Annotated in this window: 10 protein-coding genes; 2 read left to right on the forward strand and 8 right to left on the reverse strand. The window is 69.4% G+C overall.

Annotated elements, in window-relative coordinates:
• Positions 1 to 32: 32 nt before the first annotated feature.
• The 5 genes from H9L17_RS05635 to H9L17_RS05655 form a co-directional block, all read right to left on the reverse strand.
• A complete protein-coding gene (locus H9L17_RS05635) occupies positions 33 to 551 on the reverse strand; it encodes a GNAT family N-acetyltransferase (RefSeq protein WP_187571361.1) in 519 nt (172 codons plus the stop codon).
• An 80-nt stretch (positions 552 to 631) separates the two neighbouring features.
• A complete protein-coding gene (aspS, locus tag H9L17_RS05640) occupies positions 632 to 2,395 on the reverse strand; it encodes an aspartate--tRNA ligase (protein WP_187571362.1) in 1,764 nt (587 codons plus the stop codon).
• Between the two features lie 267 nt (positions 2,396 to 2,662).
• Entirely contained in the window at positions 2,663 to 2,953 is a 291-nt protein-coding gene (locus H9L17_RS05645) for an FmdB family zinc ribbon protein (protein WP_187571363.1), read from the reverse strand.
• Positions 2,954 to 2,977: 24 nt separating this feature from the next.
• Entirely contained in the window at positions 2,978 to 4,189 is a 1,212-nt protein-coding gene (locus H9L17_RS05650; RefSeq protein WP_187571364.1) for a cation:proton antiporter, read from the reverse strand.
• A gap of 71 nt (positions 4,190 to 4,260) precedes the next feature.
• The gene (locus H9L17_RS05655; protein WP_187571365.1) at positions 4,261 to 6,120 is read right to left on the reverse strand and encodes an ABC-F family ATP-binding cassette domain-containing protein; all 1,860 of its coding nucleotides are present in this window, start codon (positions 6,118 to 6,120) and stop codon (positions 4,261 to 4,263) included.
• Between the two features lie 199 nt (positions 6,121 to 6,319).
• Here H9L17_RS05655 and H9L17_RS05660 point away from each other — a divergent pair, with 199 nt between their 5' ends.
• Both H9L17_RS05660 and ybaL read left to right on the forward strand, forming a co-directional pair.
• On the forward strand, positions 6,320 to 8,728 hold the full coding sequence (locus tag H9L17_RS05660) for a TonB-dependent receptor plug domain-containing protein (RefSeq protein ID WP_187571366.1): 2,409 nt from the start codon (positions 6,320 to 6,322) through the stop codon (positions 8,726 to 8,728).
• Positions 8,729 to 8,840: 112 nt separating this feature from the next.
• Positions 8,841 to 10,538 carry a YbaL family putative K(+) efflux transporter gene (ybaL, locus tag H9L17_RS05665; protein WP_187571367.1) on the forward strand — a complete coding sequence of 566 codons (1,698 nt, stop codon included), beginning with the start codon at positions 8,841 to 8,843 and terminating at the stop codon, positions 10,536 to 10,538.
• A gap of 13 nt (positions 10,539 to 10,551) precedes the next feature.
• Here ybaL and H9L17_RS05670 read toward each other — a convergent pair whose 3' ends face one another.
• From H9L17_RS05670 to H9L17_RS05680, 3 genes are all read right to left on the reverse strand, one after another.
• Complete coding sequence (locus H9L17_RS05670; protein ID WP_187571368.1) at positions 10,552 to 12,828, reverse strand: bifunctional diguanylate cyclase/phosphodiesterase; 2,277 nt, start codon at positions 12,826 to 12,828, stop codon at positions 10,552 to 10,554.
• Positions 12,829 to 12,969: 141 nt separating this feature from the next.
• A complete protein-coding gene (gene clpB, locus H9L17_RS05675; protein ID WP_187571369.1) occupies positions 12,970 to 15,555 on the reverse strand; it encodes an ATP-dependent chaperone ClpB in 2,586 nt (861 codons plus the stop codon).
• Positions 15,556 to 15,851: 296 nt separating this feature from the next.
• A complete protein-coding gene (locus H9L17_RS05680; RefSeq protein WP_246455170.1) occupies positions 15,852 to 19,541 on the reverse strand; it encodes a hypothetical protein in 3,690 nt (1,229 codons plus the stop codon).
• Position 19,542: the final 1 nt, after the last annotated feature.

The following is a 19,542-nucleotide window of genomic DNA, read 5'->3' on the forward strand; positions in this document are numbered from 1 at the left end:
GACGCCGCTCGGCAAGCCGCCGCTGGCGCGGCTTACGGCTGCGCGGGCCGCCGGTACATGAACTCGCGGTCGCGCTGCTCGCCGACGACGAAGGCGTATTCGCCGGCGAAGTCGAAGCCGTAGCGGGCGTAGAAGCGCTGCGCGCCGAGGTTCTCCGACCACACCGACAGCCACAGCGTGCGCGGGCCGTCGCGCAGCAGCCACGCCATCGCCGCGTCCATCAGCGCGCGCCCGATGCCGCCGCCCTGGATGCCGGCGCGCACGTACAGCCGCTTCAGTTCGCCGTCTTCCGGCCGCACGTCTTCATGCGGCAACCCGCAGCAGCCGGCCTGCGCGTAGCCGATGGCGCGGCCTGCTTCGTCTTCGGCGAGCCACAGCGCGTAGTGCGGATTCGCCAGCGCCTTGGCGTACGCCTCGATGGTATGGCTCTCGTCGAGAAACGCCTGCAAATCCTCGGGCGTGTAGAGATGGCCGAAGGTTTCCACGAACGTCGCCGCACCGAGTTCGGCGAGGGTGGCGGCGTCAGCGACGGTGGCGCGGCGGATGGGCATGAGCGAGGAGTGAGCGGAGAGAAGCGAGGAGTGAGTGGAAACCAGAGCGTTGCTCTCGCTCACTTCTCACTCCTCCACACTCACTCCTGCTTTTCCCGCACCTGCACGTGCACTTCGGCCAGCTGCGCGTCGGCGATCGGCGACGGCGCATCGGTCATCAGGCATTGCGCCGAGGTGGTCTTGGGGAAGGCGATCACGTCGCGGATCGACTCGGTGCCGGCCATCAGCGCGGCGATGCGGTCGATGCCGAAAGCGATGCCGCCGTGCGGCGGCGCGCCGTACTTCAGCGCGTCCAGCAGGAAGCCGAACTTGGCGCGCTGTTCCTCCGCGCCGATGCCGAGCAGGTCGAACACCGCCGACTGCATCTGCGGGCGGTGGATGCGGATGGAGCCGCCGCCGATCTCGTTGCCGTTGAGCACCATGTCGTAGCCTCGGCTCACCGCCGTCTTGGCGTTCGCGCGCAGATCGTCGATGGAATCCACCGCCGGCGCGGTGAAGGGATGGTGCAAGGCCACGTAGCGGTTTTCCTCGGCGTCCCACTCGAACATCGGGAAGTCCGTCACCCACAGCGGCTTCCAGCCGTCCTGCACGAGACCGAAGTCCTTGCCGGCCTTCAGGCGCACCGCGCCCATGAAGTCGCTGACCTTGTTGTACGCGCCCGCGCCGAAGAACACGATATCGCCGTTGCCCGCACCCACGTGCTTGAGCAGCGCGTCGAATGCGCCCTCGGCGAAGAACTTGGCGACGGGCGAATTGACCGCGCCGGCCTCGTCGATCTTGGCGTAGGCCAAACCCTTCGCGCCGTACTTGGCGGCGTGGGCGGCGTATTCGTCGATCTGCTTGCGGCTCAATGCCGCGCCGCCGGGAATGCGCAGCGCGGCGACACGGCCGTCGGCATCGTTGGCAGCGGCGGTGAACACGCCGAACTCGCAGTCCTTCACCAGTTCGGCCACGTCGACCAGTTCCAGCGCGATGCGCAGGTCGGGCTTGTCGGAGCCGTAGCGGCGCATCGCCTCGGCCCAGGTCATGCGCGGGAACTGCCCGTCGAGCTCGACGCCGATCACTTCACGGAACACGCTGCGGATCATGTCCTCGGTGAGATCCTGCACGTCGCGCTCGGACACCCACGCGAACTCCATGTCGAGCTGGGTGAACTCCAACTGGCGATCGGCGCGCAGGGCCTCGTCGCGGAAGCAGCGGGCGATCTGGTAGTAGCGGTCGAAGCCCGCCATCATCAGGATCTGCTTGAATAGCTGCGGGCTCTGCGGCAGCGCGTAGAACTCGCCGGGGTGCATGCGCGCCGGGACGAGGAAGTCGCGCGCGCCTTCGGGCGTGGCCTTGGTGAGGATCGGGGTTTCGATGTCCTGGAAGCCGCGCGCGTCAAGGTAATGGCGCAGCGCCGACACCAGCTTCGTGCGGGTGCGCATCTTGCGCTGCATGTCCGGGCTGCGCAGGTCGAGGTAGCGGTACTTCAGGCGGATGTCCTCGCCCGGGTTCTCGTGGTGGTGGAACGGCAGCGGCTCGGCCTTGTTCAGCAGTTCGATGCGCTCGGCCACCACTTCGACCTGGCCGGTCCTGATCTTGTCGTTCACCGACTGGCGGCGGCGCACGGTGCCGGTGACGCGCAGGCAGTCCTCGTAGCCCACGGCGGCGGCGGCCGCCAGCATGTCGGCGTTGCCTTCGACCTCGGCCGGCTCGGCGACGATCTGCACGATGCCTTCGTGGTCGCGCAGGTCGATGAACACGATCTGGCCCATGTTGCGGGCGACGTCGGCCCAGCCGCACAGGGTGACGGTCTGGCCGATCAACGCTTCGTCGATCAGGCCGCAGAAATGGGTACGCATGGAAGCTCCGGGGGACGCGAGGGCGCGCGGGCGGTGGCCTGCGCGGAGCCGGGTATTTTAGCTGATGGGCGGGTGCGGAAAGGCGGGGCTACGCGGGCGGGACAGGGCCGGCATCGCAAGTCGCTTCCCGATACTCGCTTGGTTGCGATGCCGCCCCTGTCCCGCTGGAGAGATTCGGGCGGCTTGTGACATGAAAAGCTCGTCACTCCCGCGCAGGCGGGAGTCCAGCCTTTCAGCGCGCCTGCGCGGGCATGACGGCGACGTGGCTTACGGCTTGCTTTCAGTCGCGGGCTTGGCAGCTTCCGGCTTCGCCTCGGCCTTGGCGTCCGCCGGCTTGGCGGCGTCGCCGGCCAGGTTGCGCTTCTTGTCGCCGTCCTTCTTGAAATCGGTCTCGTACCAGCCGCCGCCGGCCAGGCGGAACTGCGGGGCGGTCAGCTGGCGATGCACGCGCCCTTCCGCGCCGCAGGCCGGGCAAACGGCGGGGTCGGCGTCGGACAGCTTCTGCAAACGGTCGAAGGTGTGCCCGCAGGCGTCGCAGGCGAAGGCGTAGATCGGCATGGCGATGGAATCGTGTGGTCCGGATTACTGCCCCGGAGTGGGGACGGCGGCCGTATTTTCAACCGCGGCGGGCATGTCGGCCAGCGTTGCGGGGGCATTCTCCTGCATCGGGTCGACGTCGAACGGCACCCGCAGCAGCAGCGACGGCAGCAGCGTGTTGAGCGTGGTGTACAGCACCAGCGCGCCGGTCAGGGTGCCGGACAGGCCGAAGCGGCTGTGCAGGATTTCCGCCAGCACCAGGGTGAAGACCAGCGTGGGCGTCAGCGCCACGGACACGCGGAAGGTACTGTGCCGATGCTCGCGGAACAGCACCCGCCGCTGCAGCCACACCATTCCCACCCGCAGCGGCACCACCAGCGCGGTGAGCAGCAGACCGAGGCCGAGCGCCTCCAGCGTCAGCGCGTCGCGGGCGATCTGGGTGCCGGCGTGGAAGAAGTAGAACGGCACGAAGAACGAGGCGAACAGACGCAGCGCGTGGATGTTCTCGTCCGAGGCCATGCGCGGGATGCGCGCGCGCAGCAGCCGCGCGACCAGCCCGGCGATGAACGCGCCGACCAGGTAGTACACGCCCAGCTTGTAGGTGATGAAGGCGGCGATGAAGCCGGCCATCACCAGCAGCGAGAACTCCGAGCCCGGCGCGTGCGGCACGATCCAGCGCCCGAACGCGACGTACAGCAGCGGCAGCCCGACCAGCAGCGCGAGCATCGCCAGCGTGGACAGGCCCAGCTGCACCGGATCGCCTGCCTGCAACACCACGAACAGCGCCGCCAGCGCCAGCAGCTCGCCGGCGATCGCCTTGCTGGTCACCCAGAAGCGCTCTTCCTCGTCCAGCCCCAGCCGCTCCAGCGTGTCGAGGATGAAGCCGGTCGAGGGCGTGAGCAGCGCCAGCGCCAGCAGCGCGGCGGCCTGCCAGCCGAGCGCGAGATACCGCCAGCCCAGCCATGCCAGCAGGCACAGGCTGGCGATGCGGATCGCCAGGTGCGCCAGCAGCGGCCACAGCCCCTTGCGCAGCGCGCGCATGTCCACTTCCAACCCGGCGAACAGGAACAGCGAGGAGATGCCGAGCGTGGACAGCAGGGTCACCACCGGGTCGTGCACGCCGCCGCCCAGCACCAGCATCGCGCCGATGCCGAACGCCAGGCAGGTGATCGGCGCGGGCAGCCGGAAGCGCTGCAGGGCGCGCGGGATCACCAGCAGGCCGAAGATCAGCAGCAGATAGACGAGTTCGCGGCTCATGCGGACGACCGTTGCGCTTGGACGATGCCGCGACCGTACCTGAATGCGGCAGGCATCGCGTTACGAATCCGTCAGCCGTACAGCGCCAGCAGCTCGGCCTCGGCCTCGTCCAGCTCGCCGCGCAGCTGCATCTGCTGGCGGCCGAGGTCGGCGACCTTGCCGGCGTCGGCATAGACCGCCGGGTCGGCCATCAGAGCGGCGCACTCGGCCAGCTTTTCTTCCAGCCGCGCCACCCGCGCTTCGGCCTTCTGCAACTTGTGCGGGTTGACCTTGGCCGCCGGTTTTTTCGGTTCGGGCGGCAGCGGTGCGGGCAATGCGGGTTCGGCCTTCGGCGCGGGGGTCTTGGGGTTGTCGCTGCCGGGACGCGAGCGCAGCCACGCCGCGTATTCGTCGAGGTCGCCGTCGAACGGTTCCACCTTGCCGCCGGCCACGCGCCAGTAGCTGTCGCAGACCAGGCCGATCAGGTGGCGGTCGTGCGAAACCATCACGATGGCGCCGTCGAAGTCCGCCAGCGCCTCGGCCAGCGCCTCGCGCATGTCGAGGTCGAGGTGGTTGGTGGGTTCGTCCAGCAGCAGCACATTGGGGCGGCGGTAGGCGATCAGCGCCAGCGCGAGGCGCGCCTTCTCGCCGCCGCTGAAGGTGTCGATGACCTCGAAGGCGCGGTCGCCGGGGAAGTTCCACTTGCCGAGGAAGTCGCGCAGTTCCTGATTGGCCACGTCCGGCGCGATCTTGCGCAGGTGGTCGAGCGGCGAGGTGCCGGCCACCAGCGATTCCACCGTGTGCTGGGCGAAATAGCCGATGCGCAGGTCGGGATGCGCCTTGCGCTCGCCGGTCATCGGCGCGAGTTCGCCCACCAGCGTCTTCACCAGCGTCGACTTGCCCGCGCCGTTGGGGCCGAGCAGGCCGATGCGATCGCCGGCCTCGAGACCGAAATTGGCGTTGGCGAGGATGCGCGCGTCGTCGCCGTAGCCGCAGTCCGCATCGTGCAGCGACAGCAGCGAGTTCGGCAGCTTCAGCGGCTCGGGGAAGTCGATGCGCAGCGCGCGCTCGACGCGCACCGCCTCGGTGCCGGCCAGCTTCGCCAGGCGCTTGACCCGTGACTGCGCCTGCTTCGCCTTGCTGGCCTTGGCCTTGAAGCGGTCGATGAACGATTGCAAATGTGCGCGCTCGGCCTGTTCCTTCTGGTGCGCGATCTGCTGCTGGCGCAGGTGCTCGGCGCGCTGGCGCTCGAAGTCGGTGTAGTTGCCGACGTACAGCTTCGCGGTGCCGTCGTGCAGGTGCAGGATGTGGGTGGTGACGTTGTCGAGGAACTCGCGGTCGTGGCTGATGACCAGCAGCGTGCCGTCATAGCGCTTCAGCCATTCCTCCAGCCAGACCACGGCGTCGAGGTCGAGGTGGTTGGTGGGTTCGTCGAGCAGCAGCAGGTCGGACGGGCACATCAGCGCGCGCGCCACGTTCAGGCGCACGCGCCAGCCGCCGGAAAAGTCGGAGACGGGCTTTTCGTGGGTCTCCGTCGGGAAGCCGAGGCCGTGCAGCAGCCGGCCGGCGCGGGCGCTGCCGTCGTAGCCGTTCACTTCCTCAAGCCGCTGGTGCGCCTCGGCCACCGCTTCCCAGTCCTCGTTGGCGAAGGCATTGGCCTCCATCTGGATGGCGGCGTGCACGGCCTCGTCGCCGGACAGCACGAAGTCGATGGCCGGGTTCGGCAGGTGCGGGGTTTCCTGCGCCACCGAGGCGACGCGGGCCTTGCCGGGCAGGTCGAGGTCGCCCTTGTCGGGCTCGACCTCGCGCAGCAGCGCGGCGAACAGGCTGGACTTGCCGGCGCCGTTGCGGCCGACCACGCCCACGCGCCAGCCGGCGTGCAGGGCCAGATCGACATCGGACAGCAGGAGACGTTCGCCGCGACGGAGGGCGAAATTGCGGAAGGAAATCATGGGGCGGCGATTCTACCGTCAACGCCCGCCGGCCAACGCCTTCCGACCGGCGGCTTGCCAGCCGGTGGCGACGGGGCCGCCGATATCAAGGGTGCGAAACTCCATACCTTAGCGCATGTCCGCATGGCGCGGGCTTGTTTGCAGCGGGGTTAAGCCGGTGTTAAACAGGTGACTGTCGTCACCGAACCAGGAAGGCCCCATGCCCCGCATCTCCCCGCTCGCCCTCGCCCTGTCCTCGCTGCTGGCCGCCACCCCGGCGCTGGCGCAGGACGCCGGCAAGGACGCCCGCACCCTCGACACCCTGATCGTCACCGGCACCCGCGTGGCCGACCGCACCGTGGCCGAATCGCAGTCGCCGATCGACATCATCACCCCGGAAACGCTGGAAGCCACCGGCACCACGGAGCTGGCGACCGCGCTGGCGCGCGCCCTGCCCTCGCTGAACTTCCCGCGCCCGGCCATGGCCGACGGCACCAGCGGCGTGCGCCCGGCGCAGTTGCGCGGGCTGTCGCCGGACCAGGTGCTGATCCTGGTCAACGGCAAGCGCCGCCACATCTCGGCGATGGTGAACGTCAACGGCACCATCGGCCGCGGCTCCTCGGCGGTCGACCTCAACACCATCCCGGTGGCCGCCATCGAACGCGTCGAAGTGCTGCGCGACGGCGCCTCCGCACAGTACGGCTCCGACGCCATCGGCGGCGTGGTCAACATCGTGCTCAAGGGCTCCGGCGAAGGCGGCAGCCTGGCGCTCGGCGGCGGCCGGTATTCCGAGGGCGACGGCAAGCAGTGGCAGCTGTCCGGCGACACCGGCATCACCCTGAGCGGCGGCGGCGGCACGATCCACGTGGCGGCGCAGACGGGCCACCAGGACATGACCAACCGCTCCGGCGCCTACACCGGCACGGCCCCGAACACCGGCAACTTCCCGGGCGTGGGCGAAACCGCGTTCAAGCTGGGCGATCCCGACGTCGACCAGTCGGCGCTGTCGGTCAACGCGGATCTGAAGGTCGGCGACAACACCAGCCTCTACCTGACCGCGATGGGCAGCAAGCGCGACATCACCTCGTTCGCGTTCTATCGCTCGAAGACCCACAACAACCAGGGCGCGCTGCTGGCGCAGGTCTACCCGGACGGCTACGTGCCGGAGATCAACCAGGACGCGCGCGACCGCAGCGTCGTGCTGGGCCTGAAGGGCACGAGCGCGGGCGGCTGGAACTGGGACGTCAGCTACAACCTCGGCGACAACCGGCTGGATTTCCGCACCCAGAACACCGTCAACTACACCCTGGGCGCGTCCAGCCCGCGCAGCTTCTACGACGGCGCACTGCAGTACACCCAGCAGGTAGTGAACGCGGATTTCTCCAAGCCGATCGACATCGGCCTGGCATATCCGGCCACGTTCTCGTTCGGCGCCGAGTACCGGCAGGAAGCCTGGGAACAGATCGCGGGCGAACCCAATTCGTACATCGATGGCGGCCTGGGCATCCCCGGCTCGCTGCCCGGTGCGCAGGGCTTCGGCGGCTTCACGCCGCGCAACGCCGGCGACTACGAGCGCCACAACTACGCGGTGTACGCGGGGCTGGAAGGCGACTTCACCGACAAGTTCTCCGCCGGCCTGGCCGGCCGCTACGAGGACTACTCGGACTTCGGCGACCAGTTCTCCGGCAAGCTGTCGGCGCGCTACGCGTTCACCGACGCGGCCGCGCTGCGCGCCACCGTCGCGACCGGCTTCCGTGCGCCGTCGCTGGCGCAGCAGCACTACCAGGCCGTCACCACCAACATCAACAGCGGCGTCGCCTACGAGACCGGCACCTTCCCGGCCGCCGGCGCGGCGGCGCAGGCGCTGGGCGCGGAGCCGCTGAAGGCGGAAACCTCGCTGTCCTACAGCCTGGGCCTGGTGCTGCAGCCGGCCGAGCGCGTCTACGTGACCGTCGACGCCTACCAGATCGACATCGACGACCGCATCGTGCTCTCGTCCAACCTCAACATCGCAGGCAACGCAGCGGCGCAGGCGCTGCTGGCCAATCTCGGCATCACCAACGTCACCAGCGCGCGCTACTTCAACAACGCCATCGACACCCGCACCAAGGGCATCGACGTGGTCGGCACCTGGAACGTGCCGCTGGACGCCAGCAGCCTCAACCTGACCGCCAGCTACAATTACAACAAGACCGAGGTGACGCGGATCGCGCCGAACCCGGCGGCGCTGGACGCGCTGGGCGCCAACCTGGAGCGCATGGGCCGCGACGAGCGCGGGCGCATCGAGGAAGGCTTCCCGCGCGACAAGTTCGCGCTGACCGCCGGCTGGAACCTGCAGCGCTGGGACTTCAACGCCGGCGCCACCCGCTACGGCAGCTTCACCGGCCGCCACGCCACCAACCCGGCGCAGGACCAGACCTACAGCGCGAAGTGGACGCTGGACCTGTCCGCCAATTTCCGCCCCAGCGAGCACTGGATCGTCACCCTGGGCGCGGACAACGCGCTCGACGAATACCCCGAGGAGAACACGCCCGCCAACTCGACGTTCGGCCTGATCCCGTACAGCCTGTACTCGCCGTTCGGCTTCAACGGCCGCTACGTGTACGGCCGCGTCTCCTACAAATGGTGAGCTGAATCCGCGGTTCATTTTTGCACTCGCGCCCCGGCCATCCGGGGCGCTTTTGTCTCCGGCCCTGCAATTTCGCGTGCGATGATCGGGGCATCGACCCCACGGAGCGCCCATGCCACACCACACCTCGCTGATCGCCATCCTCGTGTTCGGTTTCGTGCTCGCCTTCGTGCTGGGCGCGCTGGCGAACAAGCTGCGGCTGTCGCCGCTGGTGGGCTATCTGCTTGCGGGTGTGCTGGCCGGGCCGTTCACGCCCGGCTTCGTGGGCGACGCGGAGCTGGCGCCGCAGCTGGCCGAGATCGGCGTGATCCTGCTGATGTTCGGGGTCGGCCTGCATTTCTCGCTGCGCGACCTGATGTCGGTGAAGAACATCGCCATTCCCGGCGCGGTCGGGCAGATCGCGGTCGCCACCCTGCTCGGCTGGGGCCTGGCCGAGCTGATGGGCTGGCGCCATATCGAAGGGCTGGTGTTCGGCTTCTCGCTGGCCACCGCCAGCACCGTGGTGCTGCTGCGGGCGATGGAGGAGCGCCGCCTGCTCGATACCCGCCGCGGCAAGATCGCCGTGGGCTGGCTGATCGTCGAGGACCTGGCCTGCGTGATCGCGCTGGTGCTGATCCCGGCGCTGGCCGGCGCGCTGGGCGACGGCGGCGGAGGTTCGGTGAGCGCCGGCGACGTGGCCAAGGCGCTGGCGGTCACCTTCGGCAAGGTCGCCGCGTTCGTCGCCTTCATGCTGATCGTCGGCCGCAAGGCGATCCCGTGGGTGCTGGAGCGGATCGCCGGCACCGGCTCGCGCGAACTGTTCACGCTGGCGGTGCTGTCGATCGCGATGGGCGTGGCGTTCGGCTCGGCGGCGCTGTTCGGGGTGAGCTTCGCGCTGGGCGCGTTCTTCGCCGGCATGCTGCTCAACGAATCCGAGTTCAGCCACCAGGCGGCCAACGATTCGCTGCCGATGCGCGACGCGTTCGCGGTGCTGTTCTTCGTCTCGGTCGGCATGCTGTTCGACCCGCGCATCCTCGTCGAACAGCCGCTGCAGGTGCTGGCGACCACGCTGATCATCGTGTTCGGCAAGTCGGTGGCGGCCTATGCGATCGTGCGCGCGTTCGGCCATCCCAATGCCACCGCGCTGACCATTTCCACCAGCCTGGCGCAGATCGGCGAGTTCGCCTTCATCATCGCCGGCCTCGGCATGACCCTGAAGATCCTGCCCAAGGACGGCCACGACCTGGTGCTGGCCGGCGCGCTGATCACCATCATGCTCAATCCGTTGCTGTTCATGGTGCTGGACCGCTGGCAGGCGCGCGAGGACGCGCGCGTCGCCGCGCGCGCGGAACCCGAACCGGAAGTGGTACCGGTGGACATCGCCAACCACGCCATCGTGGTCGGCTACGGCCGCGTCGGCAGCCAGCTGGCGCAGCTGCTGCAGGAGCGCGGCGTGCCGGTGGTGGTGGTCGAGGAAGACGCCGACCGGGTAGCGCAGGCGCGCGGCAACGGCTTCCCCACCGTGCGCGGCAACGTCGCCAACCGGCGGGTGATGCTGGAGGCGGCGCCGGAGCGCGCCAACCTGGCGATCTTCGCGATGCCGCAGGCGCTGGAGGCCGGCGAGGCGATCGAGCGGCTGAAGGCGATCAACCCCGCGCTCAGCGTGCTGGCCCGCGCGCACAGCGAGGCGCAGGTGAAGCATCTGCTGCAGCACGGCGCGGACGCGGCGGTGCTGGCCGAGCGCGAGCTGGCCTATTCGCTGACCGAGATGGTGATGGCGACGCCGCCCTACCGCGCGCTGCGCACGCAGGCCGCCGCGCAGCCGGCCTGATTCGCCATCGGCATCAGCCGTGGCCGATGCGGGCCGGCGCCGCCTCGGGCGGTTCCGGCCGGGTTCCGCCTTCCTGCCGGTGCATCCAGCGCATGCCGTCCAGCAGCGGCATCGGCTTCGCGTACAGGTAGCCCTGGCCCCAGTGCACGCCCAGCTTGTGCAGGCAGCCGGCGGTTTCCTCGTCCTCCACGTACTCGGCCACCACTTCGGCGCCGCAGGCGCGCGCCACCGCCACCGACGCCTGCACCATCGCGTAGTCGCGGTGGTCGCGGACGATGTTGCGCACGAACGAGCCGTCGATCTTGATGACGTTCACCGGCATCTCCTTCAGCCGGGCGAAGCTCTGCATGCCCACGCCGAAGTCGTCGATGGCAATGCGGCAGCCGCGCGCGCGCAGTTCGTCCAGCAGCCGGCTGGCCTGTTCGGCGCTGAACACCGCCACCGTCTCGCTGACCTCGAAGCACAGCCGCGACAGCGGCAGCGGCGCCTGTTCCAGCAGCGCGAACAGGTGCTGGCGGAAGCTGGCCGAGGCCAGGCTCTGCCCGGTCAGGTTCACCGACACGCTGGCGCAGGCTTCGACCAGCTCGGGCTCGCCGCGCAGCTGCGCGAACAGCGCGGCGATCACCGCCAAGTCCAGCTCCGGCCCGCGCCGCGCCGCTTCCAGCGCCGGCAGGAACTGGCCCGGCGCCAACAGCTGGCCGTGCTCGTCGCGCAGCCGGCACAGCACCTCGCCGACGATGCGGCCGTCGCGCAGGGCGCGATTGCGCAGCGGCAGCACCGGCTGGAAATACAGCTCCAGTCCGTCGGGCCGGCGCAGGTGCGCCAGCGCCTCGCTGGCGCCCTGCATCCGCGCCTGCGCCTGCTGCAGCGTGGCCTGCGCCGCGTCCGCGTGCAGCGGCTCGACCTCGTTGCTGCCGCGCGCCTCGAACGCCAGGCTGGACGCCTGCATCAGCGCCGCGTCCAGGTCCAGTCCGGTGTCGCCGCCGAAACGCGCCACGCCCAGGTACGGCAGCAGGCGCACGTTCTGCCCGGCGACGCTGAAGCCGGGCTGCTCGATCCCGTGCAGCAGCTCCGCCCACGGCGTCTCGCCGCAGCCGCCGGCCAGCAGCGCGAACTGGCCGCTGCCGAGATAGCAGGGCGTCACCCCGCTCTCGCCCAGCCGCGCGGCCACCGCGGTCATCACCGACGACTGCGCGCCAAGTCCGTAGCCCACCGCCAACGCGTCGGCCTGGTCGAGCAGCAGGCAGCCCAGCTCGCGCACGCCGTGCCGCCGCGCGGCCTGCTGGCGCAGCGCGCGCAGGTTCGGCAGACCGGTCAGCGAATCGTGCTGGGCTTGGTCGGCCAGCCGCTGCGCCATGTCCTCGCGGTCGCGGTTGGCGACCAGGTAGTACAGCATCGCCATCGACACGATGCCCAGCTCCAGCGCCAGGTGCAGCAGGTTGACGAAGCCCAGCGAGGTGTTGCCCAGCTCAGCGGTGCGGCCCAGCCCGAACACCATCGACAGCAGCGCCAGCGACAGCAGCGGCAGAGCCAGCGCCACCCGCAAGTGCAGCATGCACCACGCCACCACCGCCAGCGCGGCGATCCGGTAGTCGCTGAACACCACGTCGCCGCCGCCCAGCGCAGGCAGCCCGCTGCGGACGCGCATGCCCAGCGCCGCGCTCGCCAGCAGCCCGAACCCGAGCAGCAGCAGCCACGACCGGCGCGCGCTGCTTTCCACCAGCGGCGGGCGCCTGCGTTCCGTCCAGGCGATGACCAGCGGCAGGGTGACCACCACCACGCCGAAATACTTGGCGAACAGGGTCTGGATCAGGCTGCTGAGCTGGCTGGTGACGCCGAACGGCGCGCCGTACAGCAGGGCCAGCACCGCGTTCCCCAGCGGATACGCCAGCAGCCCGAAGGCGATGAACCGCAGCAGGTCGGCGCGCGAGGCGTGCTCACGCTCCGGCGGGCGCGGCCAGCCCATCGCCTGCGCGCACAGCAGCGTCCAGACGCAGCCGATGGCGGACACGACCACGCCGATGCCGATCTGCGCGGGCGTGTAGGCGAACGCCCACGCGCGCACCAGCCAGCCGACGATGATCAGCGCGTAGCAGCCGGGCATCACCCAGCGGTCGCGCGAGAGCATGGCGATGGCCAGCAGCAGGCCGGTCTGGAGATGGATCAGCGAGGCGTCCTCGCGCGTTCCTCCCAGCTCCAGCGCATAGGGAACGGCCACCTGCTGCAACAACAGACACAGTCCGCCGAGCAACAGGATCTTGCCGCCGCGGGTTGTGGCCCATTGGTGCATCCCGATCCCCCGACCGGTCGCTTGTGCCCCGTGCCGGCGGCGTCGCCCCAGACCTCTAAATACATCCACCGCTCCGCCAAAAGCAACACGCCGCCCCGGCGATGGCCGGGACGGCGTGCAGGATCGCGCGGGCGCGGGCGGTCAGTCCCTGGCGAACGCCAGCCTGCCGCCCTCGGCGTCGACCTTGACCGCGTCGCCGCTGCCGAACCGGCCGGACAGGATTTCCTGCGCCAGCGGGTTCTCGATCTGCTGCTGGATCGCGCGCTTGAGCGGGCGCGCGCCGTACACCGGATCGAAGCCGACGTTGCCGAGCAGATCGTAGGCCTTGTCGGACAGCTCGATGCGGATGCCGCGCTCGGCCAGCCGCTTTTCCAGCCCGCGCAGCTGGATGCGCGCGATCTGCTTGATCTGCGCCTTGTCCAGCGGATGGAACACCACGATGTCGTCCAGCCGGTTGATGAACTCCGGGCGGAAGTGCGCCTGCACCACGCCCATCACCGCCGCCTTCATCTGCATGTAGGCCTCGGGGCTGTCGTCGCCGTTCATTTCCTGGATCTGGTGCGAACCGAGGTTGGAGGTCATCACGATGACGGTGTTGCGGAAGTCCACCGTGCGGCCCTGGCCATCGGTCAGGCGGCCGTCGTCCAGCACCTGCAGCAGGATGTTGAACACGTCCGGATGCGCCTTCTCCACCTCGTCCAGCAGGATCACGCTGTACGGGCGGCGGCGCACCGCTTCGGTCAGGTAGCCGCCTTCCTCGTAGCCGACGTAGCCCGGAGGCGCGCCGATCAGGCGGCTGACCGCGTGCTTCTCCATGAACTCGCTCATGTCGATGCGCACCATCGCGTCCGCGCTGTCGAACAGGAACTCGGCCAGCGCCTTGCACAGCTCGGTCTTGCCGACGCCGGTGGGGCCGAGGAACAGGAACGAGCCGCTGGGCCGGTTGGGATCGGACAGCCCGGCGCGCGAACGGCGCACCGCATCGGACACCACCTTGATGGCCTCCTCCTGGCCGACCACGCGCGCGTGCAGCTGCTCCTCCATCTTCAGCAGCTTCTCGCGCTCGCCCTCCAGCATCTTGCTGACCGGGATGCCGGTCCAGCGCGACACCACCTGCGCGATCTCCTCGGCGGTGACCTTGTCCTGCAACAGGGTGAAGCCCTTGGTCTCGGCCTCCTGCGCGACGGCGAGCTGCTTCTCCAGCGCCGGGATGCGCCCGTACTGGATCTCGCTCATCGCGGCGAAGTCCTGCTTGCGCTGCGCGGCTTCCAGTTCGAGGCGCGCGGCCTCGATCTGCTCCTTGATCTTGGTCGCGCCTTGCAGCGTCGCCTTTTCGGCCTTCCACACTTCTTCGAGGTCGCTGTATTCGCGCTCCAGCACCTCGATCTCCTTTTCGAGGTCGGCCAGCCGCTGCCTGGATTCGGCGTCCTTCTCCTTCTTCAGCGCCTCGCGCTGGATCTTGAGCTGGATCAGCCGGCGCTCCTTGCGGTCCATCTCCTCCGGCTTCGAATCGATCTCCATGCGGATGCGGCTGGCGGCCTCGTCCATCAGGTCGATGGCCTTGTCCGGCAGCTGGCGGTCGGCGATGTAGCGGTTGGACAGCGTGGCGGCGGCGACGATGGCCGGATCGGTGATCTCCACGCCGTGGTGCACGGCGTAGCGCTCCTTCAGCCCGCGCAGGATGGCGATGGTGTCCTCCACCGACGGCTCGCCCACGAACACCTTCTGGAAGCGGCGCTCCAGCGCGGCGTCCTTCTCGATGTACTTGCGGTATTCGTCCAGCGTGGTCGCGCCGATGCAGTGCAGCTCGCCGCGCGCCAACGCGGGCTTGAGCATGTTGCCGGCGTCCATCGCGCCCTCGGCCTTGCCGGCGCCGACCATCGTGTGCAGCTCGTCGATGAACAGGATGATCTGGCCTTCGTTCTTGGCGAGGTCGTTGAGCACCGCCTTCAGGCGCTCCTCGAACTCGCCGCGGAACTTGGCGCCGGCGATCAGCGCGCCCATGTCCAGCGACAGCAGGCGCTTGCCGCGCAGCCCCTCGGGCACTTCGTTGTTGACGATGCGCTGGGCCAGGCCTTCCACGATCGCGGTCTTGCCCACGCCCGGTTCGCCGATCAGCACCGGGTTGTTCTTGGTGCGCCGCTGCAGCACCTGCACGGTGCGGCGGATCTCCTCATCACGCCCCACCACCGGATCGAGCTTGCCGCTCTCCGCGCGGGCGGTCAGGTCGATGGTGTATTTCTCCAGCGCCTGGCGCGCGTCTTCCGCGTTCTCGTCGGTCACTTTCTCGCCTCCGCGCAGCTTGTCGATGGCCGCTTCCAGTTTCTGCTTGTTCGCGCCGGCGGCCTTCAGCGCCTTGCCGGCCTCGCCCGAATCGTCCAGCGCCGCGAGCAGGAACAGCTCGCTGGCGATGTAGGCGTCGCCGCGCTGCTGCGCCAGCTTGTCGGTGACGTTGAGCAGGCGGACCAGGTCGTTGCCGGCCTGCACGTTGCCGGCCTGACCGCTGACCTTGGGCAGCTTGTCCAGCGCCTCGGCCAGCCGCTCGCGCAGCACCGGCACGTTGACCCCGGCCTGCGCCAGCAGCGGGCGCGCGCCGCCGCCCTGCTGGTCCAGCAAGGCCAGCAGCAGGTGCGCGGGTTCGATGAAGTTGTGGTCGCGGCCGACGGCCAGCGACTGCGCGTCCGCGATGGCCTGCTGGAAGCGCGAGGTGAGCTTGTCCATGCGCATGGTGAAGACTCCGCCATTGGGGGATGCCGTCATTCCCGCGAAGGCGGGCATCTTTTCGCAGACCCTATGTCTGCGTATCCAGCTTTCGCCCTTGGCCGTGGAAGTCAAGAGCTGGATTCCCGCCTTCGCGGGAATGACGAGCGGTGAAGGAATGTCCGCTACATGCGGTCCACGCGCCGTGATTCAAGTCAAATCGCACGGGCCGTTGAGACGACGTTCTGGGTTCCCGTAAAAACAGCGAGGGCGCCCATGGGGCGCCCTCGTGCGAACGATCGCCGGCTTGCGCCGACCCCGGCTCAGTAGCGACCGACCACGTTGAGGAAGAAGCCCTTGTGGTCGTAGTCGAAGTTGGTGAGGTCGTCGCTGAAGTCGGTGAAGTTGTAGCCGATGCCGATGCGGAAGTTGCGGCCGATGTCGCGGTCCACGCCGGCCAGGAAGCCGGAGCGGTTGCCGCCGTCGGTGACGCCCAGCCAGCGGAACTCGCCCAGCGCGTGCCACTGCCCGCCGATGTCGTAGCGCACCTGCCCGGCCGCGAAGCTGGTGGTCGCGTCCGCCCACACGCCTTCCAACCGGCCCATGCGGACCTCGCCGGTGCGGCGCGCCAGCTTGCCGGCGAACTCCCAGCGGTCGTCCGCCTTGTACACGCCTTCCAGCGAGAGCACCTGGCTGCGCTGGTCGTAGTTGGCCACGTTGTCGCCGATCTGCGGCAGCGCGGACACGTCGTACAGGTAGGTGTAGCGCCCGAACAGCGCCCAGCGGGTGCTGTCCCACGGCCGCCAGGCGAAGCCCAGGTTGCCTTCGATGAACTTCGCGCCGGCGCTGGCGTCCAGTTCGTCGGTGGTCTTCGAGTAGTTCAGCCGCGCGGCGATGCGGAAGCTCTCGCTGATCTTGTGGGTCAGGCTGTTGGTGGTCACCCACTGCTCGCGGCGCTCGGCGCCGGTGTCGCGGCGGAACTCCAGCTTGCTCTGCCACTGGGTGGCGTTGGAGGTGCGCCCGCCGTTGACGCTGACCGCGCGGCGGTCGACGTCGCCCGCGCCGGTGTCCAGGTCCGCCTGCTGCAGCGCGAAGCCGACGTTCCAGCCCAGCGCCGGGTAGAAGTCCATGCCGAAGGTGTGCGCCAGCCCCGACTGGTTCGGCGCCTTCAGCCACTGGCTTTCGTTGTACAGGTTCACCTGGTTGGACAGCCGCCAGCGCTGGCCCAGCGTCCAGCCGGTGTCGCGGCGGGCGTTGAACAGCGGGTCGTAGGGGCTGCGGTCGGTGCTGTGGGTGTAGTTGGCGTACAGCGAGTGGTTCGGGTTGAGCCGGTACTCGGCGCCGACCACGGCCGCGTCGCCGCGGTCGCCGCTGGTGAACTCCGCGTTGACGCTGGACAGGTCGCCGAACAGGTACTTGCCGCCAATGGTGATCGCATCGTTGTCGGCGTACTTGCCGCCATCGTCGTCCACGGTCTTCTGCGCGGTGCCGTACAGCTCCAGCGAGGTGCCGAAGCGGTGCTTGTACTGCACTGCGGCCAGCAGGCCGGCGGCGCTGCCGCCGATGCGATTTTCCTCGACGCGGCGCAGTTCGGCCGCCAGGGTGTCGAAGTCGCTGATCCGCCATTCGACCGTGGCCTGGCCCTGGGTCAGCGCTTCCAGCCCGCGCTCGGCGCGGCTGTAGCGGGCGTGCAGGCTGAGGTTCGGCGTGAACTGCCCGAGCAGCTCGCCGCCGTATTCCTCGATGTCCATGCCGGTGTCGAAGCGCGAGATCGAGAAGCCGGCATCGACCTGCCGCCACCACGCGGCGCTCGACCAGTCGAGCTCGGTCCAGCCCAGCTCCTTGAAGTTCGCCCGCGCCTCGACCGCGCGCGCGTCGCCCTTGCGGACGCCGGACGTCGGGTTGGTCTGGGTGAAGCTCAGGCCGCCGTTGCTCGAGAAGAACACCGGCGCGCTGGTCGCCTCGGTGCGGCTCTGCTCCACCTTCAGGTAGGTGCCACGCCCGGCCTGCAGGGTGATGTCCACCCCGGCCAGGGTGTAGTCGTCGCCCGCGCGGTTCTCGTCGACGTAGGTGCCGCCGATGGCGAGGTGGTCGCCGAACCAGTGCTTGCCGCGCACGCCGGCGGTCATCTCGTCGGCGTCGAAGCCCTGCGGGATGTACTCGTAGTCCACCAGCAGCACCTGCAGCAGCCCGTCCAGCGGGGTGTCGCGGGTCAGGCTGGGCACGTTCTCGCGGGTCACCACCGACAGCGGGCGGGTCAGGATGATCCGGCCCTGCATGTCGTCGATCTGGTAGTCGGCGCCGTCCTGCAGCTCGACGCGGGCCTCGGTGCGGCCGGTGGCCGGATCGCGGACCTCCAGCACCACGCGCTCGGAGCCCGGCAGCACGTCGGTGTGCTTGAGGTAGTACAGGCTGCCGCCTGTGCCGAGGAATTCGCTGTGGCCCGGCGCGGTCTGCGCCTCGGAACCGAACACCTTCAGCTCGCTGCCGGCCTCGCCCTGCGCGGTGCTTCGCCGGCTGCGCCAGCTCAGCGCGCCGCCGTAGAGCGAGCGCGAGTACTGGCCGTACTCGGTGCCGGTGATGCCGGTGTTGAAGTTGCCCCACAGCGCCTGGCTCTTGTCCCAGTCCACACGGACGTACAGGCGGCCCATGGTGTCCACGTCGCGGTAGGTCGTGGAGTCGTCGCCGTAGACCGGGTAGTACTGGTCGGGGTCGAGGCGGCGGAAGATGTCCTGCGGCTCGGCCTTCCAGAAGCCGTTGAACAGGTCGCTCACCTCGCGCTCGCGGGTGTCGGCCTGGGCGGTGACCAAGTATTTGCCCTGGATCTTGCCCTTCAGGTAGAAGGCCAGGCGGCCGTCCACGGTCAGGTCCTTCTCGAAGTGGTCGTCGCCGGCCAGCGGCTCGATCGAACCGGACACGCTGTTGCCGGATACGGTCACGTCGGCCAGCGCCACCGCGAACATGTACTTGCCGCTGACGTCCACGTCCAGCGTGCGCTGGATCGGCGCGGGCAGGCCGGCGCCGCCGACTTCGATGTCGAAGCGGTGGTGCCCGACCGGCGCCAGGTATTCGGCGACCAGCTTGCGCTCGATGTCGAGCGGGAAGGTGCGGCCGTTGATCCTGACGCTGGCGTTGTCCGGCAGGTTGCGGCCCTGGATGCGGATCCGCGAGCCGTGGATCGGGATGTTCTGCACGCGCAGGTTGTTGCTGCCGAACACGCCGTCCACCAGGCTGGCGGATTCCGCGTCGTCGGCGCCCAGGCTCTGCCCCAGCTTGCGCTCGGTGGCATTGCGCAGGGCCTGGCTGCCGCGTTCGGCCTCGTCCGGCGTCACCAGCTGCATGCGGCGCGGATAGGTCTCGTCGAAGCTGCCGTCCTGGCCGTAGGCGCGCACCAGGTAGACCAGCTCGTCGCCGGCCCGCGCCTGGAAGCTGGCGGGCAGCGTGCCGTCCCATTCGGCGTCGGCCACCGCCGCCACCGGCAGCGGAATGGTCGCCACCGGCGTCACCAGGTCGGCGTCGCTGGCGCGGAACACCAGCACCTCGGCGCGTTCGATGAACGCGCTGTAGTTGCTGTAGCCGTAGAAGCGCACCGGCTTGGTGATCCGGCTGCCGTCGAACGGCACGATCGCGCTGGCCGACACGTCCAGCTGCGGCTGGCCGAGGCTGGGGTCTTCGGTCGCCCACAGCACGCCGCCGTTCGGCAGCTGCACCGACCACTTGCCCAGCGCCACGGCCTTGCCGGGCTGCTCGGTTTCCACGGTGACGCGGCGGTCGGGCTGCAGCGCCGGCGAGGTGTCCGCCGCGCCGGCCGTCTCGGGCTGGCGCTCGCCGCGGGTGCGCACCCGCATCAGGATCTCGCCCTTCGCGGCGCAGCCGGCGTCCGTGCAGTCCACGCCGGTGGCCGCATCGGCGGCCGGCGCGGCCGCTTCCTGCGCTACCGCGCCCTGCGACGCCAGGCCGGCCAGGATGCCGATCAGGGCGCAGTCCAGAACCTTCATCTTCATCGTCTTCATC

It is taken from the genome of Thermomonas brevis (assembly GCF_014395425.1).
GTDB lineage: Bacteria > Pseudomonadota > Gammaproteobacteria > Xanthomonadales > Xanthomonadaceae > Thermomonas > Thermomonas brevis.